Source organism: Acinetobacter sp. SK-43 (assembly GCF_015351505.1).
In the GTDB taxonomy this organism is placed as follows: domain Bacteria; phylum Pseudomonadota; class Gammaproteobacteria; order Pseudomonadales; family Moraxellaceae; genus Acinetobacter; species Acinetobacter junii.
The window spans coordinates 12,570-36,700 of record NZ_JADKPY010000081.1 but is presented as its reverse complement, the minus strand read 5'-3'; the positions used below and the strand labels follow the sequence as shown (position 1 = coordinate 36,700).

Genomic DNA, 24,131 nt, shown 5'->3' with positions numbered 1-24,131 from the left:
TTAGGGGAAAAGCGTTGAATACAACTCGACTAAAAACGATTTTAGCTACTACTGTTGTGTTTACTGTATTAGGTTTGACTGCCTGCCAATCAACAACGTTAAGAAAAGATCCAGAAAAGGCAGTACAAGTCCGAACTCAACTCGCTGCTGAATATATTCGAACACGTGATTTGGATTCAGCGAAGCGTTCCCTTGATCAAGCTTTAAAAATTGATCCACGTGATGCTACTGCCAATATGATGATGGGTGTTTTGTTGCAACAAGAAGGCAGCAAACCAAACATGGAGAAAGCAGAAGCATATTTTAAGCGAGCAATCTCTTCAGAACCCGATAATGCCCAAGCTCGTAATAATTACGGTACATATTTGTATCAAATGCAACGTTATAATGAGGCGATTGAGCAATTTACCGTTGCAGGTGCGACGTTAGGTTACGAACAGCGTTACCAATCGTTGGAAAACTTGGGTCGAATCTATTTAAAACTGGGTGATGTTGCGAATGCTGAAAAATCATTCAAGCAAGCCTTACAAGCAAATCGAAATTCGACAATTTCAATGTTAGAGTTGTCCGAAATTTTCTATTTGCAACAAAATAATAGAGATGCATCGCAACTTTATGAACAATACGTTCGTAATGTCGGGCAGAAAAATCAAGGTGCTCGTGCACTTTGGATCGGTATACGCATTGCTCGAGCGAATGCGGATCAATTAGGAATGCAAGTATTAGTGAATCAAATGCGTGCTTTATTTCCTGATAGTCCAGAATATCAACGTTATTTGCAATTACAGTACAGTACTGAGGCCGTATGGAAATAAATCCAAATTCACATCAGCCAACTGGCTCAACCTCACCTTCGTCTACGTTAGGAAATATTCAACGACCAGGTGAGTATTTGCGTCAAATTCGTATTGCACAAAAGAAAGAACTTGAAGAGATTGCAAACGTTTTGAATATGCCTGTTAAAACGTTAACGGCATTAGAGCAAGATGATTATAAATCATTGCCAGAAGCAACTTTCATCAAAGGTTACTATCGTGCGTATGCCAAATGCTTAAATGCAGATGCCAGTGTGATCATTCAACGCTTTGATGAAATCTACGCAAACGATACAGGCTTAAAAGCAAATCATGCTTTGAATAACTCTCCAATTAAAATTATGGGGAAACTTTCAGGCTCTAAAAGTGTACGTAATCGTAAATGGCTAAAACGTTTATCGATTTTAGTTGCTGTACTTGTTTTGGGGTGGTTGGCTGTAATGGCTGTACAGAACTGGACCTCAAGTCAAAAAGATGAAGTTGATGTACCAAAAGTGACGAATTCAGATGTCGAAATTCTTCCAATGGGCAATACCGTAACTACATCAGGTGATCAGTTAGTGCTTGGTTTTAGCCGTCCAACATCAGTTCATATTGTTGATGCGACTGGTAAAGTATTGGCAACAGGTCGTCAATCATCTACATTGACACTCAGTGGTGAGTCACCATTCCAAATACGTTTGGATGATGCGACTGCTGTGTCATTGAGTTTAAACCAAGAGCAAATCTCCTTATCTCCATACACCGTTAATGGAAAAGCAGAATTCCGTTTGTCTCGTTAATGCCAATTAGAGTAGAGCTATACGATGATCGTGAAACCAATTAAGCGCCGCCCGACACGAAAAATTCGTGTTGGTTCGGTGTATGTCGGTGGTGATGCGCCGATCAGTGTTCAAAGTATGACAAATACAGAAACTTGTGATGTCGATGCCACAGTTGCGCAAATTCAGCGTTGTGTAGATGCTGGTGCCGATATCATGCGTGTTTCAGTGCCATCTATGGAGGCTGCTGAAGCTTTCGGTGCGATTAGAAAACGCGTTTCGGTTCCTTTGGTTGCTGATATTCATTTTGACCATCGTATTGCTTTGGCTGTCGCGGATTACGGGGCAGATTGTCTTCGTATCAACCCAGGTAATATTGGCTCAGATCAAAAAGTGCGTGAAGTCGTTGCTGCTGCAAAACATCATGGCATTTCAATTCGTATCGGGGTGAATGCAGGTTCTTTAGAGAAAGATCTGCAAGTCAAATATGGCGAACCAACGGGTCAGGCATTGCTTGAGTCAGCGATGCGTCATATTGATATCTTAGATCGTTTAGACTTTCATGAATTTAAGGTTAGTGTAAAAGCATCGAATGTATTTTTAACTATGGATGCTTACCGTTTATTATCACAACAGATTGATAATCCTTTGCATCTTGGTGTGACTGAGGCAGGCATCTATCGTACTGGAACGGTGAAATCAGCAATTGCACTTGGTGGGTTACTGATGGAAGGCATCGGCGATACCATGCGTATCTCGCTAGCTGCAGAACCAGAAGATGAAATTAAAATTGGTTTTGATATTTTAAAATCATTAGGTTTACGTTCGAATGGCATTAATTTCATCGCGTGTCCAAGTTGTTCACGTCAAGAGTTTAATGTTATTCAAGTGATGCAAGCATTGGAAGAACGTTTGGAAGATATCCGCACACCAATGGATGTATCTGTGATTGGCTGTAAAGTCAACGGACCAGGGGAAGCTAAAGAAGCTGATATTGGTGTCGTTGGTGCGTCGCCGCGTTCACTAGTTTATCGCAATGGTGAAAAAAGCCATTTGATTGATACAAATCAGTTGGTTGATGAAATCGAGTCAATGGTTCGTCAACGTGTTCAAGAGCTTGAAGAAGCAAAATCTAAAGAAATTATTCGTAGTTCATCATGAGTTCAATTGTCGCTATTAAAGGTTTTAATGACACCCTTCCATCGCAAACTGCGGCATGGAGAAGTCTGGAACAACAACTTGCATCTTTGATGGATGCTTACGGTTATCAGCAAATTCGTTTACCTATTGTCGAGCAAACTGGTTTATTTAAGCGCGCGATTGGCGATGCAACGGATATCGTTGAAAAAGAAATGTATACCTTTTTTGATAAAGGTAATCCACCTGAATCATTAACCTTACGTCCTGAAGGTACTGCAGGTTGTGTGCGTGCAATGTTGGAACATAACTTACTTCGTGGGGCAACTCCACGTGTATGGTATGTCGGTCCAATGTTCCGCTATGAAAAACCACAAAAAGGTCGCTATCGTCAGTTCCACCAATTTGGTGTCGAAACTTTTGGTGTGGCGACACCAGATATTGATGCTGAAATCATCCTTATGACGGCGCGTTTGTGGAAGCGTATGGGTGTCGCGGATAAAGTTCAACTTGAGTTAAACACTTTAGGCGAAACTGATGAGCGTACAGAATATCGTAATGCATTGGTTGCCTTTCTCAATGAGCATAAAGATGCATTAGATGAGGATTCACAGCGTCGTTTGACTACGAATCCGCTTCGTATCTTAGATTCAAAAATTGAATCGACACAAAAAATTCTAGAAAATGCACCGAAGCTACATGATTTCTTGAAAGAAGACTCATTAAACCATTTCAACCAATTACAGCAATATTTAACAGATGCTGGCATTCAGTTTGTTATTAATCAAAAGTTAGTACGTGGTTTAGACTACTACAACAAAACTGTATTTGAATGGACAACAACCATGTTGGGTTCACAAGGTACAGTATGTGCTGGTGGTCGTTATGATGGTCTAGTTGGGCAGCTCAAAGGTAAAGCAGATCAATCGGTTCCTGCAGTCGGCTTTGCGATGGGAATGGAGCGTTTGCTGCTTTTGCTTGAGCAAGTTGAGAAAGCTAAACCAGTTCGTGATTGCGAAGTGTTCTTATTGGCTGAGCCTGCTTACCAAGCGAAAGCATTGGTATTGGCTGAACAAGTCCGTGACCAGTTAGAAGCAGTCAACAGTTCGATTCGTTTTAAAACGGGTTCTCAGGGCAGCATGAAAAGCCAAATGAAAAAAGCGGATCAATCTGGCGCGATATATGCGGTGATTTTAGGTGAGCGTGAGTGGGAATCAAAACAGCTTCTGGTTAAAGAGCTTGCGACAGGGGAACAATCTCAAGTTGCGGTCACTGAATTGACAGCATTTTTGCTCGAAAAATTTAAACAATAAATTGCACAATATTTAGGAAAAGGACAATCACATGAGCTTAAGTGATGAAGAACAACTCGACAGTTTAAAGTCGTTTGCCAAAAAATATGGTTCTGCCATGATTAGCGGAATTCTCATTGCCTTGATTGCCTTTTTTGGTTGGGAATATTGGCAAAAAAAGAATTTGGCTGAATCACAGAATCAAACAGCTAAAGTCCAAAAGCTCATGGACGAAGCTAAAGCGGTTGCGGGTCAACCCAATGCTTTTGCGACGGTATCAGAAGCTGCTGATAAGATTGTGAAAGATGATGCTGATTCAGTGCAAGCAATTCAGACGCAATTCATTTTGGCTAAGCTGGCATATGAAAAACAAGATTATGCCGCAGCTGAAAAAGCATTAAAGAAAGTCGAAAACTCAAAAGTTAAAGATGCAGGTTTAATGCAAATTGTGAAAATACGTTTAGCTGATTCGCAATTGGCACAGAAAAAATATGATGAGGCTCTAAAAACCTTATCTAATGTTTCTGAACCTGCTTTTAAAGCAACAGTAGATGAGTTGCGTGGCGATATTTATGTTGCTAAAAAAGATGTTGAATCTGCACGTAAGGCGTATCAAAGTGCATGGAATAATGTACTTGAACGTAAGCAAGAACGTCAGCTTTTACAAATTAAACTCGAAAGTGTTGGCGTTTTAGTAGATGATCCTGATTTTGAACGCCCAATCTTAGATACTAAAGTGGATGAGTCTTAATGCAGAATATACTAAAACTCCCTTTGGCAATTGCAGTTGCTTCAGCCTTATTGGTTGGATGTTCGAGCAACAAAGTTAAAGAAGCAAAACCGAATCCTTTGCCAAAAATACAGCAACAACAAAGTCTAAACCTTGTATTTTCGCAAAGTGTTTCTTCAACGAATGCTGCTGAAGCATTACGTTTGCAATTGGACACAGATAACGGTGTGATTTTTGCGATTGATCCAGACGGTCAGGTTTCTGCTTACAAAGGTAAAGATCGACTTTGGAAAAGTAAAATTACCAAACAAGAGCTAACTGCTGGCGTGGAAGCTGCTGAAGGCATCGTGATTATCGGCAACCGAAAAGGTCAATTATTTGCTATTGATCAAATGACTGGCGAACAAAAATGGACAGCGCAATTGTCTGGTGCCATTTTATCTCCATCATTAATCCAATCAGGGCGTGTGATTACGATTGCAAATGATGGTACTGTTTTTGCTCATGATGCAGTTACAGGGCAGCAAGTTTGGGCCTATAAATTACCAAATGTTCAATTCAGTTTACGTGGTCAACCAGCACCAGTGGCATTAGATGAGCGAACAGTTTTAGTCGCTTCTGCAAATGCTTATGTTTATGGCTTGGATGTAATTAGTGGAGTTCCACGTTTCCAACGCCGTGTTGCAATCAGTGAAGGGCGTTCAGACATCCAGCGTTTGATCGACATTGTTGGTGATCCTGTTGTTGCTGGTCAATATTTGGTTACAACAAGCTTCCAAGGTCAAGTCACTGTCACTGACTTAGCGACACAACGTGTGGTGTGGAGCGAGGATGCAAGTAGTACTAATCGTCCTGAAGTCGCAGAAGATAAAGTTTTCATCTCAACTGTTGATGGCAAATTAAATGCTTACAATTTAGCGACAGGTGAGTTGGTTTGGCAAAATGAAGAATTACTGAATCGCCAACTGAGTAATCCAGTTGTACTTGGTCAAAACCTTGTGGTTGGTGATCTAGATGGTGTTTTGCATTTGATTGATCCAGCGTCGGGTAAACTAGTTGGGCGTGCAAAAACCAGCGGTGAAGTCCAGTCCTTACGTGTCATCAATGACCAACTTTATGTGGCAACACGAAAAGGTGCATTAAGCATTTGGCAGAATCGTTAATTTTTCCTGCGCTTGTGTTAAAATGCTTAATTAGCAGTTGCTAATAAAAGAATGATCGGGGTATTTGTGTATACAAAACCCCGAATTTTTATTGTGATTTTTTAATCGCCAAAATCTTCCATACTGTTTCTAGAATGCTGTCATCAACGATGGCTCGTCTGAATTAAGGTTAATTTATGAAACCCGTTATTGCGCTCATTGGTCGTCCAAACGTCGGAAAATCAACGCTATTTAACCAAATCACAAAAAGCCGTGATGCTTTGGTTGCTGACTTCGCTGGTTTAACTCGTGACCGCAAATATGGTGACGCGGTTTATCAAAACAAATCCTTTATTGTGGTTGATACAGGTGGTATCGGTGAAAATGAGGGTGGTATTGACTCTTACATGGCGGAGCAGTCAAAAACTGCAATCCATGAAGCTGATATTATTATCTTTGTAGTTGATGCACGTGCTGGACTTTTAGCATCAGATGAGCAAATTGCTCGTGAACTACGTACATTGGGTAAAAAAGTTTACTTAGTTGCTAACAAAGTTGATGGTGTGCATGCTGAAGCAGCCCTTGTTGAGTTTTATAAGCTCGGTATGGGTGAGCCGATGCAAGTTGCTGCGAGTCATGGTCGTGGTGTTCAGCAAATGCTTGAAGAGGTATTAGCTGAAGTACCTGAAGATGAGAATCCAGAAGAGCATAATAAAAATACAGGTTTACGTTTAGCCATTATTGGTCGTCCTAACGTTGGTAAATCAACATTGGTCAACCGCTTACTTGGTGAAGAACGTGTAGTTGCATTTGACCAACCAGGTACAACACGTGACTCGATTTATATCCCATTTGAACGAGATGGTCGTCAATATACGTTGATTGATACTGCAGGAGTGCGTCGTAAAGGTAAGGTTGATGAAATGATTGAGAAATTCTCAATCGTAAAAACTTTGCAAGCAATGAAAGATGCACATGTAGTTGTCGTTGTAGTTGATGCTCGTGAAGGGATTGTTGAACAAGATTTACATTTGATCGGTTATGCGCTTGAAGCGGGTCGTGCGATGGTGATTGCCATCAATAAATGGGACAACATGACCGAGTACGATCGTAAGCAATGTAAACTCGATGTTGAACGTCGTTTCGATTTCATTCCTTGGGCAAAGATTCATTTGATCTCAGCTTTACACGGTACAGGTGTAGGCGAATTATACCCATCTATTCATCGTGCCTATGAATCTTCAAATCTGAAAGTATCACCAGCGAAATTAACGCAAATTCTAAATGATGCGACTGAAGCACATCAGCCGCCTTCAATTGGTGGTCGTCGTATCAAAATGCGTTATGCGCATATGGGGGGACAAAATCCACCAACGATTGTGATTCACGGTAATAAAGTGGATAAGACACCTGCAGATTACCGTCGTTATTTAGAAAACGTGTTTCGTAAGGTTTATAAACTGGAAGGTACCCCTGTAAAAATCGATTTTAAAACTTCTGAAAATCCATTCGAAGGGCGTAAGTCTCAAGTGGATGAGCGCGTTGCAGCACGTAAGCGTCGTTATATTCAGAAATTCAAAAAGGCTGAAAAGAAATTTAAGCGATAATTTTTTGAGTGTCATCAAAACCCAAATTTTAATTTGGGTTTTTTTATCAATAAGGACATGATCAATGACTCAGCGTAAGATTGAATTACATGTTCAAACGCTAGATAACATTTTAGATTTACAGCAAAGCGATTTTTCTGATTTTCGCTCATTTAATGACTATAAAAAACAACAGATCAAGCAGTTTCGTAATCAATTACTATCACAACATCTCGGATGTGATGTTGTTGATTTAGATTTTGCCAAACATGAGCATGGTAAACCTTATTTAACTTCTCATATGCTCAACTTTAACCATTCACATAGCAAAAAAAGCTATGTGTTAGGACTAAGTGATCGAATTCGGGATATTGGTGTTGATCTCGAGGAATTGGAACGCAAAGTGCGTTTTGATGCTTTTGCTAAACATGCTTTTCATCCCAAAGAATATGAAATTTGGCAACAGTTGGATGAAGATAGGGAGTACTGGTTTAAAGTTTGGACGACCAAAGAAGCTGTTTTAAAAGCTTCAGGTCTGGGTATCCGTTTGGATCTGAATACTCTGAATACAAATGTACATCCAGAACAGCAGGGAGGGGTGTGTTCACATCCTTTAATTGGAACATTTGGTTATCAGAACTTTTCGTTGAATCAAAAAATTATATTGACTATAGCTTGGCGAGCCGAACTGTCTTGTAGAGGTTTCCAGTTTCCTGATATTCAGGTAATTCAACATGACTAAATACTAATTTAAAATGATCACCCACAAAAAATGCCAGTGATAACACTGGCATTTTTAATCTGTATTTGTGGAAAACCTTAAGGAATATGATCTTCTTCAAATTCAGGTTTAACTTGAACAATAAAATCTTGACGGTTAAGACCACGCCATAATGCAAATGCTGTTCCGATATAAATCGATGAATAGGTACCAACGAATACACCGACAAACATTGCAACAGAGAATAAATGCAGACCATCACCACCAACAAACATCATTGCTAGAACTACAAGTAACAATGTCATTGAGGTGTGAATGGTACGACGTAAAGTTTCTGTTAATGCAATATCAACAATTTCACGTGGTGTCGCACCGCGAATCTTACGGAAATTTTCACGAATACGGTCTGAGACAACGATGTTATCGTTAAGTGAGAAACCCATTACCGCAAGAATTGCTGCAAGTACACTTAGATCAAATTGCCATTGGAATAATGCAAATGTACCGATAATAATGATGATATCGTGGAATAACGATAACACAGCACCCATCGCAAGTTTGAACTCAAAGCGAATAGTCACGTAGATTAACATCAGAATCATCGCAAGTGCTAATGCACCAGCAGAGCGAATGTACAGCTCATTACCGACTTGACCGCCTACAGCATCAACTTTATGCACTTCAGCAGTATTGTTTGGTAACTGTACTGCTTTAGTGATCGTTTCACTTAGGTCTGCTACGTTTAAATCTTCTTGTACTGGCATACGTACAATTAGGTCAGTATTACTTCCTAACGTTTGTACAACAGCATCTTTAAATCCAGCACGATCTAATGCTTGTGAAACTTGAGCAGGTTGAACTGCCTGGGCATAATTCAACTCAGCTGATACACCGCCTGTAAAGTCTAAACCGAGGTTTAGACCTTTCGTCGCAATAAAAAAGATACTTACGATGGTCAGCAAGATTGAGAAGATTGCAGCAGGTTTTGCTATCTTCATAAATGGGATGATTTTTGCATCATCAGGACGACCGTATTGTTTTGAGTCTTGTTGAGTCAGATCAGTCATATGAATCTCCTTAAATGCTCAACTTAGTCAAATTACGGCGTTTGCCATAAATGAGTTGTACGATCGCACGTGTTACTGTAATCGCAGTAAACATCGAACATACGATACCAATCATAAGCGTCACAGCGAAGCCTTTAATCGGGCCTGTACCGATAGCGAATAAGATAAATGCAACAATAAACGTCGTTAAGTTCGAGTCAAAAATAGTGTTATAGGCTCGATCATAACCCGCAACAATGGCTTGTTTTGGAGAGGCACCCCACAGCATTTCTTCTCGTATTCGTTCACAGATCAGAACGTTTGCATCGACAGCCATACCGATACCAATCACGATACCTGCAATACCAGGAAGGGTAAGGGAAGCACCTAACCAAGACATAACAGTAAGAATCATCGCAAGGTTAAATACTAGTGCGAAGTTTGCAATTACACCAAACAAGCGGAAGAATACCACCATCCAGATTGCAACAAGAATGAAACCAATCTGAGTCGATAACACACCTGCATCAATATTTTCTTGACCAAGGCTTGGACCGACAACACGTTCTTCAACAAAGTACATTGGCGCTGCAAGCGCACCCGCACGTAACATTAAAGCAAGTTCGGCTGCTTCTTGAGGAGAATCAAGACCTGTAATACGGAATTGAGATCCTAAAACGGCTTGAATTGTTGCAGCGTTGATCACAACAGATTCAGTATACGGTGTGCGGACTTCAGTCTGAGTACCTGTAGCTGGATCAGTGACATAGCTAATTTTTTGTTTATTTTCAATAAACAATACAGCCATACGTTTGCCAACAGCATTACGTGTTGCATCTGCCATTAACTTACCGCCAGCAGTGTCTAGCGTAATATTAACTTCTGCACCACCAGAGTCTTGGCTAAAGCCAGAGCTTGCATTTTGAACGCGTTCACCTGTCAAAATACGATTGCGTTGAAGTAAAAGCTGACGACCGCTGTCCAGTGATTCAAAAGCAAAAACTTCAGTACCTGGAGGAAGAGGCTGATCGTTATATTTTCCAGTGTATGGATCAATATATTGATCATTGCTATCTGAAACCAAACGGAATTCTAAGTTAGCTGTGCGACCTAAGACACGTTTTGCTTCAGCAGTATCTTGAACGCCAGGTAACTCAACCACGATACGGTTGCTACCCTGAGTTTGTACCAATGCTTCAGCAACACCTAACTCGTTAATACGATTACGTAGGGTCGTTAAGTTTTGATTCACCGCGTAAGATTGAATTTCTTGACGACGAACATCTGTATAGTTGAGTTTTAGTAAAGCACCATCTGCACTTGCAAGTGCTTGCTGTGTGAACTCATTGCCATTTCGACGTAAGAAATCTGCTGCTGCATCACGGTCAGTTGTATTGGCAAACTGAACAGTAATGGTATTGTTATTCAGTGCTAAATTATTAAATTTGATTTTGTTGTCACGAAATTGACGACGCAGATCAGTTGCCGATGTTTCCATACGTTGGCTAATCGCTTTATCCATGTCGACTTCGAGCAAGAAGTGTACACCACCACGTAAGTCCAAACCGAGTTTCATCGGTTTTGCACCAATCTTTTGCAACCATTCAGGTGTGGTTGGCGCAAGGTTAAGTGCAACCACGTAGTCTTCACCTAAATCACGACGTAGCACTTCTTTCGCTTTTAATTGAGCTTCTGAAGTGTCTAAACGTAATAATGCCGCATTGTTGGTAAAACTATTATCATGGCTACTGATGTTGGCAGCTTTCAGAATCTGCTCAGCTTTTTGCACAACCGTTTGATCAATTTGTGTACCTGCTTTTGCACCAGAAATTTGGACAGCAGGTTCATCAGGATACAGACTTGGAAGTGCATATAACGTACTGATCACGAGAACGACGAGAATCAGTAAATATTTCCATGCAGGGTAACGCATTCGTTTTCTTCTTAAATGAAAAAGTCGTGCTGAGGCACGACTATTTTATGATTAAAGGTTATTTAGTGTGCCTTCAGGTAATACTGAAATGACACTTGCACGTTGGATTTTTACTTCTACGCCACGGCTTAACTCAACAACAGCGAAGTCACCATCAAGCTTCGTGATTTTCCCCATTAAACCACCAGCAAAAACGATTTCACTTCCTACACCTAAGCTTTCGATCAAAGAACGGTGTTCTTTCGCACGTTTAGCTTGAGGTCTCCAGATCAAGAAATAGAAGATTGCAATAAAAACAGCAATCATCAATAAGTTTGCCATTAAGCTTGGGCCTTGAGCTGCTGCAGGAGCAGCGTGAGCGGTAGAAATGAAAAAGCTCATTTTAATTTCCTAATAAAAGATAAAGCGAAAAATTACGATTAAATTCCAATTCGTTTTGCAATGTACCTTGTCTTGCGTTTAGGCGCAAATCTTGATGCATTTACTTATACATTAATCTTCAGGGCAGGGTGGAACCTCTAAACCACGACGGGCATAAAAGTCCTGAACATACTCGTCAAACGTACCATTATCTAAAGCATCACGCATGCCTTGAGTAAGGCGTTGGTAATAACGTAAGTTATGAATCGTACCGAGCATCGATGCCAACATCTCACCGCACTTCTCTAAATGATATAAATAGGCACGAGTAAAGTTTTTACAAGTGTAACAGTCGCAATGAGGGTCTAAAGGTCCTTTATCATGACGATATTTGCTATTACGAATTCTTACCAGACCATCAGTGACAAAATAATGACCATTACGTGCATTACGGGTAGGCATTACGCAGTCAAACATATCAACACCGCGACGAACCGCTTCAACGATATCTTCTGGCTTACCTACACCCATCAAATAGCGAGGTTTATCCTGAGGCATTTTGTTTGGTAAATAATCAAGAACTTTGATCATTTCCTCTTTAGGTTCACCTACAGAGAGACCTCCAATCGCATAACCATCGAAACCGACTTCGAGTAAGCCTGCAAGAGATTCATCACGCAAATCCTCGTACATACCACCTTGAATGATGCCGAATAATGCATTTTTATTCTTAAGTTCATCGTGGTGGTGGGTTTTACAACGTTTTGCCCAACGTAAAGAAAGCTGTAATGATTTCTGAGCTTCTTCATGTGTTGCTGGATAAGGTGTGCATTCGTCAAAAATCATCACGATGTCTGAATTTAAGACGTGCTGAATTTCCATCGAAATTTCAGGAGATAAGAAAACTTTTGAACCGTCAATTGGAGAGCGGAAAGTCACGCCTTCCTCTTTGATTTTACGCATTGCACCCAAGCTAAATACTTGGAAACCACCAGAGTCAGTCAAAATTGGTTTATCCCATTGAATAAACTCGTGCAGACCGCCGTGCTCTTTAATCACTTCTAAGCCAGGGCGTAAATATAAATGGAAGGTGTTACCCAAAATAATTTGTGCTTGAATCTCTTCAATATCACGAGGCAACATGCCTTTTACAGTACCGTAAGTACCAACGGGCATAAATACAGGTGTCTCAACAACACCATGTTCTAAAGTGAGTCGACCACGACGGGCGCGCCCCGACTGACCTAATTTTTCAAATTGCATGACACCAATCCATCAAGGCGAAAAAACAGTTCGCTGATCAAAAACGGCTATTTTCCTTGATTATGGTGTGTAGTTCTACTACTAAATGTAGCTATAGAGAAAAAATAAAAAAGCCATTTCAAGATAAAGCTGAAATTGGCTTTTAAATGTTTAAATTTACTTTTAAAAATTTGGTCTATAGTCAAAATTTTCAGTCGCTAAATTATCTTTGAAAGGACGAATTTCTTTCTTGGATAATGTCATTGTATTGATCAAATTATTTGGGAAAATCTGGATATGATTGTTGAATAACTCAACATTACGGTTAAAGATCGTAATAGCAGCACCGACATTTTCATTTTGCTCCTGAATATCATCCATCATTTTGCTGTACAGCGTATCTGCTTTCAGCTCAGGATAATTTTCAACAACAACGTTGAGACTGCGAATGAGTTCTTTGCTCATTTTTTCGATGCTTTGTAGTTGAGAAATATCAGTATCATTAACATTTAAATTAAGGATCTGCTGACGAAGCTCAGTTACTTTTTCTAATGTTGATTTTTCAAACTCAGTGTAACGGCTCAAGGTCGTTTCTAAAGATTCAAGCGTTTTAACTTTTTGACGTTCAAAATTAGCCACTTCTGACCACGCACGTTTGGTCGCATTAAAGTAGCGTACAATCGTATTGCGAATATGAATGCCCCATACAATCAAAAGAACAAAAATCCCCAAGAAAATAATTAAACCAGTCATGATTACCTCGGTATTGTTGCCTTAATGGAACTGAGCAAATTCCACTTATCTTTGTTCTAAAAAGATTTATAGACTATTTATTGAATTAAATTAAGCATCAATTGTTGAAAACGCTGATATTCAGGCATCGTCATGGTTCGTAAATGACCTCTCAATGCTGGTATATCGTGGATTGCATCATGTTTACTCGTGATTCGGAAAAGATCTTGTTCACCGAGATAACATAAAATCTGTTCTTCATGATGATAAATTAAATCACCTGAAAAATGTTCAAAAAAATCATGTAACTTGAGTGTCAAACTTGGGCTAATACTTTTTGCAAGTTGATGCTGATCTAGACCAAAAATATTGAGTTTCTGATTAATTAAAATATCACTGCTTTGCCATGAGCGAGTATAAGGTTCAAAAAAACGAGAGCGCTGATCACTAACAGCAATGCCCAAATTCGGCATTTGAAAAACAAAAGCACCCCATAAATCTTTATGGATTTCTTTGACGATTTTTTTATCGCTATTGCCATCTTGCAAAATTGGCATTTCAGTTACGTAATGGTATTTAAAAATCAGGACTTGATGTTTAGTCGTTCCATCGTCCCAAACGGTAGAAGCATAATGTGTAATTTCATTTGATTCAGTTCCACGATTAAACAGTGGGAAAGATTGCTTCAATTTACTTATTACAAGTAATGGTTGCGCCTGAATCGGAAGATAAGCAGGGAGTTGTTGGAAGTTCAGACCATAACGAAGTTGAATCATTCTTTGTTCTAAATATTCAATCACTTGTTCAAGTGGTTGTTTTGACTCATAAAGTAGATAAGCAAGAAAACCTGTCAAAAAAGCACCCAAAAAACTCCAAATAAATTGTAGATGGGGATGTAGAAAATATCCAAAGATTAAAGTACTTAGACTAATTGTTGCCAATAAATAAGGCAAAATATTAAAAAAACGCAGGCTGTGATCTTCACGCCACGGATGCAAGGCATCTAGTAATGCTTGATCCGTGTGTGATGATTGTCCCGCTTCCCACAGCCGAGCGATATTGCGAAAAACTTGAGCATTTTTTTTACGTCTTATATGTAATGCTTGTTGTACTGTATCGATCGGCATAAGCGTATTTAAATCAAACGATTAATTTGTCTATTAGCATAGCATCACCGTAGCTAAAGAAACGATAACGTTCTTTAACTGCATGCTCATAAGCCGATAAAATGTTATCTCGATTTGATAACGCAGAAACAAGCATTAAAAGTGTTGATTCGGGCAAATGGAAGTTGGTAATCAAACGATCGACGATACAGAATTGGTAGCCTGGATAAATGAAAATCTGAGTATCACCTGTCCATGAAGCAATTTTACCATCATTTGCTTGAGCTGCACTTTCCAAGGCACGAGTTGCTGTCGTACCTACTGCAATCACTTTATTACCACGTGCTTTGGTTTCTAAAATAAGATCAATCGTTGATTGTGGAACATCACACCATTCACTGTGCATAATGTGATTGGTAATGTCAGTTGTACGGACTGGCATAAATGTGCCTGCACCGACATGCAAAGTCACAAATGTTTTTTGCACACCTTTTGCTGCTAATTTTTCTAATAAATCTTGGTCAAAGTGCAAACTTGCTGTTGGAGCAGCAACGCTAGCAATTTTTTCAGGATCGTGGAAAACCGTTTGATATCGTTCTGTATCAATTTCTTCTGCTTCACGATTGAAATAAGGGGGGATAGGGAGCTGACCGTATTGATCAAGTATCGATAAAATCGGTTGTGAAAACTCAACTACAAACAAGTTTTCATGGCGACCTTTTACTGTAACTGGAACTGAATCTTCACCGATATAAAGTTCTGCACCAGCTTTAGGTGAATTACTTGATTTAATATGACAGTGAGCTGTGTGTGTGTCCAGCATACGTTCAACAAGAACTTCAATTGCCCCACCAGTTGCACGTTTACCTTTCAAGCGAGCCTTCATGACTTTGGTATCATTTAATACGAGCAAATCACCCTCGTTTAATAAATCCAAAATATCAGTAAAGCTATGATCATGGTAATGACCTTGATCATCGATATGAAGTAAACGCGAAGCGCTACGGCTTTCTAGAGGATAGCGAGCTATAAGTTCATCAGGGAGATCAAATGAAAAGTCTGAAAGTTGCATACATCTAAAACATTGCAGAAATTGTGCGTAGTATAGTCTTTTTTGTATTTTTGCGCTGAGCTGCTGATAACTTCCTAAGAAAAATAACTGAATGATTTAAAAGTGAACAATAAGTTAAAGATGGGGTTTGACAATAAAATCAAACAGGTTATCATACGCAACACAAAGCATCGCACTCTTCCCGAGGTGGTGAAATTGGTAGACGCGGCGGACTCAAAATCCGCTGTCAGAGATGACGTGTCGGTTCGAGTCCGACCCTCGGGACCAAGCGAAAGCTTACACAGATTTTTCAAAGCCCCAAGCCTTATATATCAAAGGCTTGGGGCTTTGTCGTTTCTGGCGTTTATGTTTTTTTACGGTATTTTTCGGGATTATTTGGTATACCTTTCCACCCGATTTCCACCCGATTTCCACCCGACAACTTACATTTAAGGAATTAATTATTTTATGAGCGTATCGGTTTATCAGCGACCTAATAAAAAATGGAAAGCAGATGTCCTGGTGAATGGTGTTCGACGAACAAAAACTTGCAAGAGCAAGATAGATGCAACAAATTGGGGGAGAGCCGAAGAACGAGACTTGTTGTTAAATGCTTCTACTGAAGCTGCTATCAAGAAAAAAACTGTATTAACAGTACGTGAAGCACTGCAAAAATATTGTGATGAAGTTTCTGTACATAAAAAGACAGCCAAGAAAGAACAGAATCGAATTAAATATTTTAAGGAAAACCTTCCAAATGTTGACTGGCCACTCATAGCCTATAAAAGTGAGTTCATTAAACAATGGGAGGATTCAGTTATGAAGAGATCCATTCGACCGCTTAAAGCATCAAGTGTTTTGCGTGACTATTCATTGCTTTCATCCTTTTTCAATTGGTGTCGATTAGATAAGCATTGGATTAATTTCAATCCTGTCCAGGATATTCGTAAACCCAAGAAACCTAATAACCGTGAAAGACGTGTTGAGGAAGATGAGCTAGTAAAAATGCTTACTGCATTAAAATACAAACCAGGAACAGTTCCAGAAAGTAAAACACAAGAAGTTGGTTTAGCTTGGCTTATTGCAATGGCCACTGGTATGAGATCTGGAGAAATCGTAAATAGATTGCCTAAAGATATTCATTTAGAAAAACGTTATGTCCAACTAGATGATACTAAGAATGGCACAGCCAGAAAGGTACCATTAGATGATTTTGCGCTTCAGCTGTGGACGCTGGCCATGAAAATTGATCGAAAGGGTAGTCCAAAAGTATTTACCATTTCTGACTCATCACGAGACGCATTGTTCCGCAAAGCACGTAAACAAGCCGGTTTAGAAAATGCTGATCTAACTTTTCATGATTCAAGGCATGAAGCAGCTTCTTTAATGGCTAGACGAATAAAGAATGCCTTAACTTTGTGTAAGATTTTTGGATGGAAGGATCCTAAACAAGCTTTGACTTATTACAATCCAACTAATGATGAGATCCTGGAAGAATTAAATATGTCAGCAGGGTTAAGTAGATTATTGGCATGAAAAAAGCCACCTCTCGGTGGCATTTTTTTAATTGTAGTTCACATTGGATTTATCGAAGGCCATAGCGTATTTGATTACGTCTGTGGCTTTCCATCGAAGTGAAGTTCGTTCACCTTTGGGATCGGTTGGTAATTCTCTGCCAGGAGGGAAATATTTATTGCTCATTATATTTCGCTTGGTGTAATCCACCGTGTATTTAAAATAATTCGCAATGTCATGTTCATCCCATACCTGACATTCAATAGGAATAATTGGTTTTGAATCAATTTGCTTCATGATCTTGAGAAGCGTTTTTTCAATAATAGCGTCAATATTTACAGTCATTATTTACCTACACTGGATTAGCTACTGGAAGACTATCGAGCATTTGTAATTGTTCAGCCCTAACTTCCGTTATGTATTGATGGTTACGGTTTTGATCGGTCCATTGGCGTGTACGTAGAGAACCTTCTATGTAAACTTTTGAACCTTTTTTTAGGTATTTAACGGCTATATCACCTAATTTATTTTGAGCTACAATTCGATGCCATTCGGTATGTTCACGCCATTCTCCAGTTTGTTTGTCTTGCCATTTTTCTGAAGTTGCAATGGAAAATTGAGCATAAGATCCACCGTTTGGGAATTTTTTGAATATGGGATCTGCACCTAAAGTACCCACTAATATTGCTTTATTCACTCCGCGCATGATTCTACATCCTTGGCTTCTTCACGTTTTTCTGCGATACATTCTTCTAAATGCTGAATTGCCTTAGATTTAGATGAAAAAGGGCCTTGCCAGCATTCATTAAAATAAATATCCCATTCGGTAAGGCCATGCTCTTCAATTTGATCAAGTTGCACTGTTCCAAAAAATGGGACTTCGTGTGCCCACCAAGTCTTGTTATCGTCTGTACCAAATTGGATCTTAGAGTTTTGGGCAATCGCTTCAGCTTTATAAACACCTTCAGCATGTTTGATTAGATCCGCTACTCGTGTACCTTTCATAAACCACGTTTGATCGATCATGCAGTGGTTATCAAGGGTTATAGATTCGCGTGTCATTAAAAAAGTAAGCCAACATAATTGAGTTGTATTATTTTCATAAAGTTCAAAATTCTCATTCCATACAAAATCTTTAAGGTCTTTAACCATTAATGACTCAAATTTAATATTTAATTCTGACTTAGGCGATACGTCTGACTTTTGTTTTAAATTTTCAATTTGAACAGTAAAAAACTTTGTGTGTGTACTCGTCAAAATACTTTCAATCCAGTTCTGAATATGAGAAAACTTTTCTTCAGGTTGATTTCTAACACTTTGTAAAAAATTTTTTAGCAAATTTTTTCGTGGTGTCGCTGATACCGCCATCATCCTAATTACTCGCACTTCATCATCATTCAACGGGTGTGACAGTTTTAAACCTTCATGAGTTTCGATTGTTAATTCATATTGTGGGTTATAATCATTTTGCATAATTGCTCTCCAGTGGTTTTGTGACACATACAGAAGTGGCCGCTTTTGTATGTGTGTTTAGTTTTAAATTTGTTGAAATAAATGGTTGTAGAACTTTAGCCCTAGAATATTTATTCCCAATTTTTCAAATAATAAGCATTGATTTTCATAGTCAAGTTGATTTAATGCCCATGAAAAAGTCTCATATTTGTTATTCATTTCAGATAATCGATGAATTTTTTCCTGAATGTATCCTTCGTCATTCGGGAATCTTTCACGAAATACGTCTATGATTTTTTGACCGACATAATCTAGGTCATGTTGCTTGGCCATAAGCCTTTCCTCATCGTCAATAAAAGGTAGTAGGGTTGTTGATACCATGAGAGCATTTGTATTCAAGTTGATGATGCTCCATAGCTAGGGTTTGAAAAGATCCAACATTTGACTGTTCGACGACGATCAGTCATTTCATTGTCTGCTTGAATATTTTTGACAACATCTGTTGGATATCGATTTGAGCTGACAGCTCTGTTAGATTCGATAAACTTGAAACGTTGTGATGATTTGAGCAAAGTCTTCATCAACGTAATTTCAGGAAGTTTTTGGTACTGCTGGGCAGCAACTTTATAAACTTCATTCAAATTGATAGCGATTGTCTGTGCATCATGATCATGATGATTAAGGCTGAATGGTGCAGATCTGCCACTTTGTAAGTATTCAAATGCTTCCCAGAATTGTTCTACCTCTTGGCAATCGCCATTCAGTTGGTCTACACGTTGTTGTGCCATTTCCACTAGCATTTCTTGTGCAAGGGCAACTTCTTCATAGTCTAAATAGCCATTAAGTACGTGCTCTGCGATCGCTTCAATAAGAGCAGCTACTTGTGCATGACATAAAGCAATACGTGTATGTGTAATACCTACTTTGTGATATTGATCTTCAATACTTTTTAGACGTTCTTGGTACGTGCTTAGGATCTGTTCTTCCATGCGTAAACATTGCGTCATGTATGTACATGCTTCTTCAAGCTCAATGCGGTCGAGAGAGTCAACAATTCGCTTGGTTTCTAATGACTGTCCTTTACGATCGAATGCTAAATGCAGTGTACGAGTTAAGATTGCTTCTGAAGCTGCAATTGCACTGTTCTGTGAAATCATGATGGCACCACGGAAGGGTGGTTCATACGTTTCATTACCAGCAGTTTTTAAACCTTTTGAGCGAATCGCACGGCCGTTAAATGCATCTTTGAGCTCATCCCAACTGAACTTTGCCTGTTTGACTGCATTGCCTTGAGCATCGTTACGGTCACCTTCAATCAATACGACTGGTAAGTTTGAGATTTGGGCAAAGTTACGATAAATCGCCACGTTTGTAGATTTATTAGGATCAAAACCTTCATAATCCTTACGACCGCTTAATTTCCATAAGAATTCGATTAAGCGTGATTTACCTGCACCAGCTTGACCAATAATTTCAATGAATGGATATGAACTATGCAAAGCGCGGATTTGCTCAGCAAAGTAAGTTCCTGTCCACCAAGCCAAAGCAATTAAACCTTTGCTTCCACGTACTCGATAAAAGTCTTTCCACCAAAAAGGTTTGAACTCCTTTTTAGGGTTTAAAGTAATCACTGGTGACTTTGCTAAGCTTTTGATTTCAAGACGTTTGATTTTGAAGAAATCATGTTCATTAATGTGGATAACTTGGCCTTTATGCACAGCATGTTTAGGAAAAATATAGGTTTGATATTCACTTGAATATCCAATGTAGTCTGTTGTTTTGACTTCTTTTAAACGTTCTGTTTTCCGTTTCATAAAGAATTCAAGTTGTTGATCTGTACCAGTCCACATTGCACCAGCCATAACTTCCATGGTTGCATCTTTAAATTTGCTACGGCTACCGATTTGGCTTGGTGTAAATTGGGTTTTCTTTTCTGCCCATTGGCTTTGTACATTGAAGTAATACCAAGCTTCGCCTGTAATCTCATTGCGTTCAAAATATAGAGGTTCGATCTGTGCATTACAGATCTCCGTCACTGCAGCACAGTCACGTAATGCTTGTTCACGTTTCTGTTGATCAAGTAAGTCATCAAAGCTTGGATCCTCTTCAATCTGATTCATACGTTTTGCGTATTTGTCGTAATCCAAGTTGAACCAGTAAAGACGGAAATTGTGATTAAAGAAAAATGTTTTGGTTCGACCTTCTTTGAAGTTGTAGATCAGTAAGCCAGCTTGTTCAGCAGTTTCTGCAATGAGTAATTCACCGTAATGACGATACTTTGCACGCTCTTCGCTGTGCAGTAAGTCGTGCATGAATAGATCATTCCAATCAAGGTTTTTACCTTTGACTTGGTAAGGTGGTAGAGCAGCTGAAGAAGCCCATTTTTCTTGTAAAGCACGAAGATGAAATTTTTTAATGGCATCTTTACCAGCTTTATCATTATCAAATGCCCAAATAAGTCGTGGCTTATCCTTTTTTAGCTCATGACAACGATCGGCAATCTTTTTGAGTAATAAAGATGGATAATTGCTAGTAGACATCGTAGCAATAGCTGGCTGGTTTGATTGGACTAATGCAATCGAGTTAAAAATTCCCTCTGTAATCCAAAATGATGAAGCATTGCATAGCTCATCAAGATCAACCAAAGACCAGGCTAATCCTTCATATTTACCAATGAAATTTGCTTTTTGACGACCAAAACGTTCAGGACGGTCAATGAAACGTTCCCAATATACGCCTTCAGCTAATTTGAAGCGGACAGTGCCAGTATATAGACCAGGGTATTTTAGTTCGTGACTGAAGGTTTCTTGGGTATAAAGGCCTTTTAGTGGAGTGATATCCAAGCCACGACCATGACGTAAATAAGCATCGGCAGCTGCGTGAGGATTTGCTTCAGTCTGGACAAATTCTTTGGACCAGTCTTTGAATAAGTCTTCACAAATATCTTTGACGTGTTCTTCATAACCACAGTTATTTAAACGGCTACATTTCACCACGCGAGGTTTAATCGCATGTGTATAGCATTCTTTCTTGCTGCACTGTGGGCAGATGCCATGTCTATACCATTCTCCAACCTTTTTGAATTGGAAGATTTGATTTAGACGTTCATCTATGCGTCTTGATATATCTGACATTTAACACCGCACTGTTTAAGTTTATAACTGTTTGAGATTGTGAATATTTTGTTTGTCTTTGTAGCTTTTCATGCATACAAAATTGGCTTTGTTTACAATCGCAGTTATTTTGGGGATGCTTTCATTTCTGGGTGGTGTTCAAGGATGAAATCACGGATATATACAGCTGGCTTTTTGTCTTGATCGAAGGCGATTTTCTTTAAAGCCTTGAGCTGTTCCTTAGTCCAACGTACTTGTGTTAATTCAGTGTGGTTCTGTTTTGTTTGAACAATTGATGTAGTCATGAGAAAATCACCAAAAATGATACTTAGATACTTAGTTGTTATTAATTTAGTACTAAATTTCGTTATTATCAAGTGCTTTTTAAGGAAAAAGTATGAAAAATGATGATTTTTCTAGCCGTGGTAGTCGACTTAGAGATGAGCGGAAACGCTTAGGGATACTTACTCAAGATGAACTTGCTGAAATACTAAACGTAAAAAAGAACTCTATCGTTCGTTATGAAAAGCACAATGCGCCATTAGATACAGATCAGTTGGATCTGTTAGAAGATCATGGATTTAATATTCCATTTATTCTTTGGGGTACTGTTGAGATTAAATCTAGCGATTTATCAGAACAAGAAGCGAGATTGGTTGAACTATATCGATTGACTAAAGAAGATATGCGCCCTGGGCTTTTGTCTTTGATAGAAACATATGCGAATCAGTTTAATAAAATATAAAAAAACCCGACTTAGGTCGGGCTAAATTAAGTCCAGCGATTGGAAAGTGCTACTAGGTTTTCTAGGGCGCTAGGTACTTTCTTTTGACGTTCTTCAATAATTAATTTATAAAATTTATAATTAGTCAGAATGATACTCCGTAATGATTGTTTCATGAATAACTCATCCAAATCACCACAACGAATTCCTACAGCAATAAATTCAAAATAATTAAGCATGTAGTGAACAGCATCCAACTGATGTGGATTTAGTTTTGAGTAATCCTCTAATGTTAGACTACAATTATCTCCATTTTTTTTTCTTTGATATGTAAATAACCGAGTTGTAACTTTTAAGTTGCGGGCATATTCATCTGAGAATCTTGATTCCATTAGAATTTGCATAGTATTGGCTTTAGTGGAGTCAATTGTTTGCGCACGAGTTGTAAAAAGCCAGCCTATGATTGCTGCTGTTGCACCGATAAGAATTCCAATAGTTTGTATTGAATCAGATTGTTGATTCGATATCTTACTTGGTGTTTGGGAGTTTGAACTGATTCCGTCAAAGCCCATAAAAGTTGCATTATTAAAGATAACAGACCAAGCAAACATTTCTAGAAATATGATGCCTACAGTATAGATCATAAATAAAAGTTGAACATCTGCTCTAGCTTTAATAAAAAATGGGTCCTTAATATATTTTAAATAGTAAAAGTAAAGAAGAATATAAGGAGTTAATAATAATAAAGTTCTTGTTTCATTAATTGAATCTAAAGTCATTTTTTATGCCCAAAAAAAAGCACCCACAATGTGGGTGCTTTCCACTTGTCGATTAGCCCAAACCGATACCATCATTGAAGACTACTCCTGTTAATTTGATAGCGTTCATAAACTCTCTCCAATTATTATTCTCATAAAGAAGTCCGATAGGACCTGAGATATCTGACTTTCAGCCTATCCGAAAGACAGTTAGACAAACCTATGCGATACATAGTTTTGTCTTATTAAGTATAGCGAAACACTACGAAATCATGTGTAGCGATCATGTTGCATACTAGATACGTCAGTAAGTTCATTCTTTATTGAGACGTTAACTATGATTTAGTTATACGGTCAAAAAGTTATGAAGATACTTAGCATCGTTTGCACAGTGTATATACTTGACAATTTTCGGTCAATGTTTTTGGATTAATTTTTATTATTATTCATAAATATATTTTTCTTAAAAAAATATATTAAAACAGCTAGTTATAGAGATATTGTAAAAATTAACTCATTAAGTATTATAAAGTTTTATAAGATTCAATAGAGAATACAATAACCCAGCCTTAGCTGGGTTTTTTCTTATTTGGCTTGAACCGCTCTGGATATGTTTCTTACTTGAAAATGAATTGTGTTGATAATTGCCGAGAATTCCTTTTCGTTTAGGTGGTCATCAACTTTCATTTTAGTCATTGCAAAAAGAAAACTTTCGAGGTTTTCCAAAGGAAATTCAATTTCTTCCAATATTTCTTCAGCCGACATTTTTCTTTGGCTGTCTATGTCTAACGTAGAGTGCATTTCTCCCCCTGTCTATTGATCATGGGCGTATTGTCTTAAAATTCATGTTAAAAATACAGTAGGGCGCGACATCTTGTGTCGCTCTACTGTGTTGAATAATCTCAATTTATACAG

At 38.6% G+C, this 24,131-nt stretch carries 25 protein-coding genes and 1 tRNA gene; 11 read left to right on the top strand and 15 right to left on the bottom strand.

From position 1 onward, the window contains the following. The first annotated feature begins 14 nt into the window (after positions 1–14). The 8 genes from pilW (at position 15) to IRT38_RS15910 (ending at position 8,205) form a co-directional block, all read left to right on the top strand. Positions 15–815 (top strand): type IV pilus biogenesis/stability protein PilW, encoded by an 801-nt coding sequence (pilW, locus tag IRT38_RS15945; RefSeq protein WP_004908991.1) that lies wholly within the window; start codon positions 15–17, stop codon positions 813–815. Continuing rightward, positions 806–1,597, top strand: coding sequence for a helix-turn-helix domain-containing protein (locus tag IRT38_RS15940; protein WP_004950312.1), 792 nt, complete (start codon positions 806–808; stop codon positions 1,595–1,597). Before pilW ends, IRT38_RS15940 begins: the two co-directional genes overlap by 10 nt. A 24-nt stretch (positions 1,598–1,621) precedes the next feature. Continuing rightward, positions 1,622–2,737, top strand: coding sequence for a flavodoxin-dependent (E)-4-hydroxy-3-methylbut-2-enyl-diphosphate synthase (gene ispG / locus IRT38_RS15935; RefSeq protein ID WP_194598231.1), 1,116 nt, complete (start codon positions 1,622–1,624; stop codon positions 2,735–2,737). Beyond that, entirely contained in the window at positions 2,734–4,026 is a 1,293-nt protein-coding gene (gene hisS, locus IRT38_RS15930) for a histidine--tRNA ligase (protein ID WP_194598230.1), read from the top strand. The genes ispG and hisS overlap by 4 nt, the downstream gene beginning before the upstream one ends. Before the next feature lie 31 nt (positions 4,027–4,057). Further along, on the top strand, positions 4,058–4,756 hold the full coding sequence (locus IRT38_RS15925; protein WP_004950316.1) for a YfgM family protein: 699 nt from the start codon (positions 4,058–4,060) through the stop codon (positions 4,754–4,756). Further along, a complete protein-coding gene (gene bamB, locus IRT38_RS15920; protein ID WP_099949197.1) occupies positions 4,756–5,898 on the top strand; it encodes an outer membrane protein assembly factor BamB in 1,143 nt (380 codons plus the stop codon). Before IRT38_RS15925 ends, bamB begins: the two co-directional genes overlap by 1 nt. Before the next feature lie 176 nt (positions 5,899–6,074). Beyond that, positions 6,075–7,484, top strand: a complete 1,410-nt coding sequence (gene der / locus IRT38_RS15915; protein ID WP_004908978.1) for a ribosome biogenesis GTPase Der — start codon at positions 6,075–6,077, stop codon at positions 7,482–7,484. A 64-nt stretch (positions 7,485–7,548) separates the two neighbouring features. Beyond that, a complete protein-coding gene (locus IRT38_RS15910) occupies positions 7,549–8,205 on the top strand; it encodes a 4'-phosphopantetheinyl transferase family protein (protein WP_194598229.1) in 657 nt (218 codons plus the stop codon). Positions 8,206–8,282: 77 nt separating this feature from the next. Here the strand turns inward: IRT38_RS15910 and secF are convergent, their stop codons facing one another. The 7 genes from secF to queA form a co-directional block, all read right to left on the bottom strand. Further along, a complete protein-coding gene (gene secF / locus IRT38_RS15905; protein WP_194598228.1) occupies positions 8,283–9,251 on the bottom strand; it encodes a protein translocase subunit SecF in 969 nt (322 codons plus the stop codon). A gap of 10 nt (positions 9,252–9,261) precedes the next feature. Beyond that, positions 9,262–11,163 (bottom strand): protein translocase subunit SecD, encoded by a 1,902-nt coding sequence (gene secD, locus IRT38_RS15900; RefSeq protein ID WP_194598227.1) that lies wholly within the window; start codon positions 11,161–11,163, stop codon positions 9,262–9,264. A gap of 51 nt (positions 11,164–11,214) precedes the next feature. Beyond that, positions 11,215–11,544 (bottom strand): preprotein translocase subunit YajC, encoded by a 330-nt coding sequence (gene yajC, locus IRT38_RS15895; protein ID WP_004908970.1) that lies wholly within the window; start codon positions 11,542–11,544, stop codon positions 11,215–11,217. A gap of 111 nt (positions 11,545–11,655) precedes the next feature. After that, positions 11,656–12,786, bottom strand: coding sequence for a tRNA guanosine(34) transglycosylase Tgt (tgt, locus tag IRT38_RS15890; RefSeq protein ID WP_004908968.1), 1,131 nt, complete (start codon positions 12,784–12,786; stop codon positions 11,656–11,658). 162 nt (positions 12,787–12,948) lie between these two features. Continuing rightward, positions 12,949–13,518 (bottom strand): LemA family protein, encoded by a 570-nt coding sequence (locus IRT38_RS15885; RefSeq protein ID WP_112987465.1) that lies wholly within the window; start codon positions 13,516–13,518, stop codon positions 12,949–12,951. 77 nt (positions 13,519–13,595) lie between these two features. Next, complete coding sequence (locus tag IRT38_RS15880) at positions 13,596–14,624, bottom strand: hypothetical protein (protein WP_112987466.1); 1,029 nt, start codon at positions 14,622–14,624, stop codon at positions 13,596–13,598. A gap of 13 nt (positions 14,625–14,637) precedes the next feature. Further along, positions 14,638–15,675: a tRNA preQ1(34) S-adenosylmethionine ribosyltransferase-isomerase QueA gene (queA, locus tag IRT38_RS15875; protein ID WP_125298596.1), complete on the bottom strand. Its 1,038-nt coding sequence runs from the start codon at positions 15,673–15,675 to the stop codon at positions 14,638–14,640. 180 nt (positions 15,676–15,855) lie between these two features. Between queA and IRT38_RS15870 the strand changes: the two genes are divergently transcribed. Continuing rightward, positions 15,856–15,942: transfer RNA gene (locus IRT38_RS15870), tRNA-Leu, on the top strand. A gap of 180 nt (positions 15,943–16,122) precedes the next feature. Then, positions 16,123–17,190: a tyrosine-type recombinase/integrase gene (locus IRT38_RS15865; RefSeq protein WP_194598226.1), complete on the top strand. Its 1,068-nt coding sequence runs from the start codon at positions 16,123–16,125 to the stop codon at positions 17,188–17,190. 27 nt (positions 17,191–17,217) lie between these two features. Here IRT38_RS15865 and IRT38_RS15860 read toward each other — a convergent pair whose 3' ends face one another. The 6 genes from IRT38_RS15860 to IRT38_RS15835 form a co-directional block, all read right to left on the bottom strand. After that, a complete protein-coding gene (locus tag IRT38_RS15860; RefSeq protein ID WP_151839291.1) occupies positions 17,218–17,514 on the bottom strand; it encodes a hypothetical protein in 297 nt (98 codons plus the stop codon). Positions 17,515–17,521: 7 nt separating this feature from the next. Beyond that, a complete protein-coding gene (locus IRT38_RS15855) occupies positions 17,522–17,875 on the bottom strand; it encodes a single-stranded DNA-binding protein (RefSeq protein WP_194598225.1) in 354 nt (117 codons plus the stop codon). Continuing rightward, positions 17,863–18,321 (bottom strand): hypothetical protein, encoded by a 459-nt coding sequence (locus tag IRT38_RS17655; RefSeq protein ID WP_194598240.1) that lies wholly within the window; start codon positions 18,319–18,321, stop codon positions 17,863–17,865. Before IRT38_RS17655 ends, IRT38_RS15855 begins: the two co-directional genes overlap by 13 nt. 384 nt (positions 18,322–18,705) lie before the next feature. Beyond that, on the bottom strand, positions 18,706–19,020 hold the full coding sequence (locus tag IRT38_RS15845) for a hypothetical protein (protein WP_227592179.1): 315 nt from the start codon (positions 19,018–19,020) through the stop codon (positions 18,706–18,708). Next, positions 19,017–21,755, bottom strand: coding sequence for a toprim domain-containing protein (locus IRT38_RS15840; RefSeq protein WP_194598224.1), 2,739 nt, complete (start codon positions 21,753–21,755; stop codon positions 19,017–19,019). The genes IRT38_RS15845 and IRT38_RS15840 overlap by 4 nt, the downstream gene beginning before the upstream one ends. A 104-nt stretch (positions 21,756–21,859) precedes the next feature. Beyond that, positions 21,860–22,039, bottom strand: coding sequence for a hypothetical protein (locus tag IRT38_RS15835; protein WP_151839287.1), 180 nt, complete (start codon positions 22,037–22,039; stop codon positions 21,860–21,862). A 92-nt stretch (positions 22,040–22,131) separates the two neighbouring features. Here IRT38_RS15835 and IRT38_RS15830 point away from each other — a divergent pair, with 92 nt between their 5' ends. Further along, positions 22,132–22,479, top strand: coding sequence for a helix-turn-helix domain-containing protein (locus tag IRT38_RS15830; protein ID WP_194598223.1), 348 nt, complete (start codon positions 22,132–22,134; stop codon positions 22,477–22,479). 26 nt (positions 22,480–22,505) lie between these two features. Here IRT38_RS15830 and IRT38_RS15825 read toward each other — a convergent pair whose 3' ends face one another. Both IRT38_RS15825 and IRT38_RS15820 read right to left on the bottom strand, forming a co-directional pair. After that, positions 22,506–23,237 carry a DUF4760 domain-containing protein gene (locus IRT38_RS15825; RefSeq protein ID WP_151839285.1) on the bottom strand — a complete coding sequence of 244 codons (732 nt, stop codon included), beginning with the start codon at positions 23,235–23,237 and terminating at the stop codon, positions 22,506–22,508. 564 nt (positions 23,238–23,801) lie between these two features. Then, positions 23,802–24,017 carry a hypothetical protein gene (locus IRT38_RS15820; protein WP_194598222.1) on the bottom strand — a complete coding sequence of 72 codons (216 nt, stop codon included), beginning with the start codon at positions 24,015–24,017 and terminating at the stop codon, positions 23,802–23,804. Positions 24,018–24,131: the final 114 nt, after the last annotated feature.

What these genes read in the sequence shown, in the direction of transcription:
- IRT38_RS15940 (WP_004950312.1), top strand. Translation starts at nt 806, where the DNA reads ATGGAAATAAATCCAAATTCACATCAGCCAACTGGCTCAACCTCACCT.
- ispG (WP_194598231.1), top strand. Translation starts at nt 1,622, where the DNA reads ATGATCGTGAAACCAATTAAGCGCCGCCCGACACGAAAAATTCGTGTT.
- hisS (WP_194598230.1), top strand. Translation starts at nt 2,734, where the DNA reads ATGAGTTCAATTGTCGCTATTAAAGGTTTTAATGACACCCTTCCATCG.
- IRT38_RS15925 (WP_004950316.1), top strand. Translation starts at nt 4,058, where the DNA reads ATGAGCTTAAGTGATGAAGAACAACTCGACAGTTTAAAGTCGTTTGCC.
- bamB (WP_099949197.1), top strand. Translation starts at nt 4,756, where the DNA reads ATGCAGAATATACTAAAACTCCCTTTGGCAATTGCAGTTGCTTCAGCC.
- der (WP_004908978.1), top strand. Translation starts at nt 6,075, where the DNA reads ATGAAACCCGTTATTGCGCTCATTGGTCGTCCAAACGTCGGAAAATCA.
- IRT38_RS15910 (WP_194598229.1), top strand. Translation starts at nt 7,549, where the DNA reads ATGACTCAGCGTAAGATTGAATTACATGTTCAAACGCTAGATAACATT.
- secF (WP_194598228.1), bottom strand. Translation starts at nt 9,251, where the DNA reads ATGACTGATCTGACTCAACAAGACTCAAAACAATACGGTCGTCCTGAT.
- secD (WP_194598227.1), bottom strand. Translation starts at nt 11,163, where the DNA reads ATGCGTTACCCTGCATGGAAATATTTACTGATTCTCGTCGTTCTCGTG.
- yajC (WP_004908970.1), bottom strand. Translation starts at nt 11,544, where the DNA reads ATGAGCTTTTTCATTTCTACCGCTCACGCTGCTCCTGCAGCAGCTCAA.
- tgt (WP_004908968.1), bottom strand. Translation starts at nt 12,786, where the DNA reads ATGCAATTTGAAAAATTAGGTCAGTCGGGGCGCGCCCGTCGTGGTCGA.
- IRT38_RS15885 (WP_112987465.1), bottom strand. Translation starts at nt 13,518, where the DNA reads ATGACTGGTTTAATTATTTTCTTGGGGATTTTTGTTCTTTTGATTGTA.
- IRT38_RS15880 (WP_112987466.1), bottom strand. Translation starts at nt 14,624, where the DNA reads ATGCCGATCGATACAGTACAACAAGCATTACATATAAGACGTAAAAAA.
- queA (WP_125298596.1), bottom strand. Translation starts at nt 15,675, where the DNA reads ATGCAACTTTCAGACTTTTCATTTGATCTCCCTGATGAACTTATAGCT.
- IRT38_RS15865 (WP_194598226.1), top strand. Translation starts at nt 16,123, where the DNA reads ATGAGCGTATCGGTTTATCAGCGACCTAATAAAAAATGGAAAGCAGAT.
- IRT38_RS15860 (WP_151839291.1), bottom strand. Translation starts at nt 17,514, where the DNA reads ATGACTGTAAATATTGACGCTATTATTGAAAAAACGCTTCTCAAGATC.
- IRT38_RS15855 (WP_194598225.1), bottom strand. Translation starts at nt 17,875, where the DNA reads ATGCGCGGAGTGAATAAAGCAATATTAGTGGGTACTTTAGGTGCAGAT.
- IRT38_RS17655 (WP_194598240.1), bottom strand. Translation starts at nt 18,321, where the DNA reads ATGGTTAAAGACCTTAAAGATTTTGTATGGAATGAGAATTTTGAACTT.
- IRT38_RS15840 (WP_194598224.1), bottom strand. Translation starts at nt 21,755, where the DNA reads ATGTCAGATATATCAAGACGCATAGATGAACGTCTAAATCAAATCTTC.
- IRT38_RS15835 (WP_151839287.1), bottom strand. Translation starts at nt 22,039, where the DNA reads ATGACTACATCAATTGTTCAAACAAAACAGAACCACACTGAATTAACA.
- IRT38_RS15830 (WP_194598223.1), top strand. Translation starts at nt 22,132, where the DNA reads ATGAAAAATGATGATTTTTCTAGCCGTGGTAGTCGACTTAGAGATGAG.
- IRT38_RS15825 (WP_151839285.1), bottom strand. Translation starts at nt 23,237, where the DNA reads ATGACTTTAGATTCAATTAATGAAACAAGAACTTTATTATTATTAACT.
- IRT38_RS15820 (WP_194598222.1), bottom strand. Translation starts at nt 24,017, where the DNA reads ATGCACTCTACGTTAGACATAGACAGCCAAAGAAAAATGTCGGCTGAA.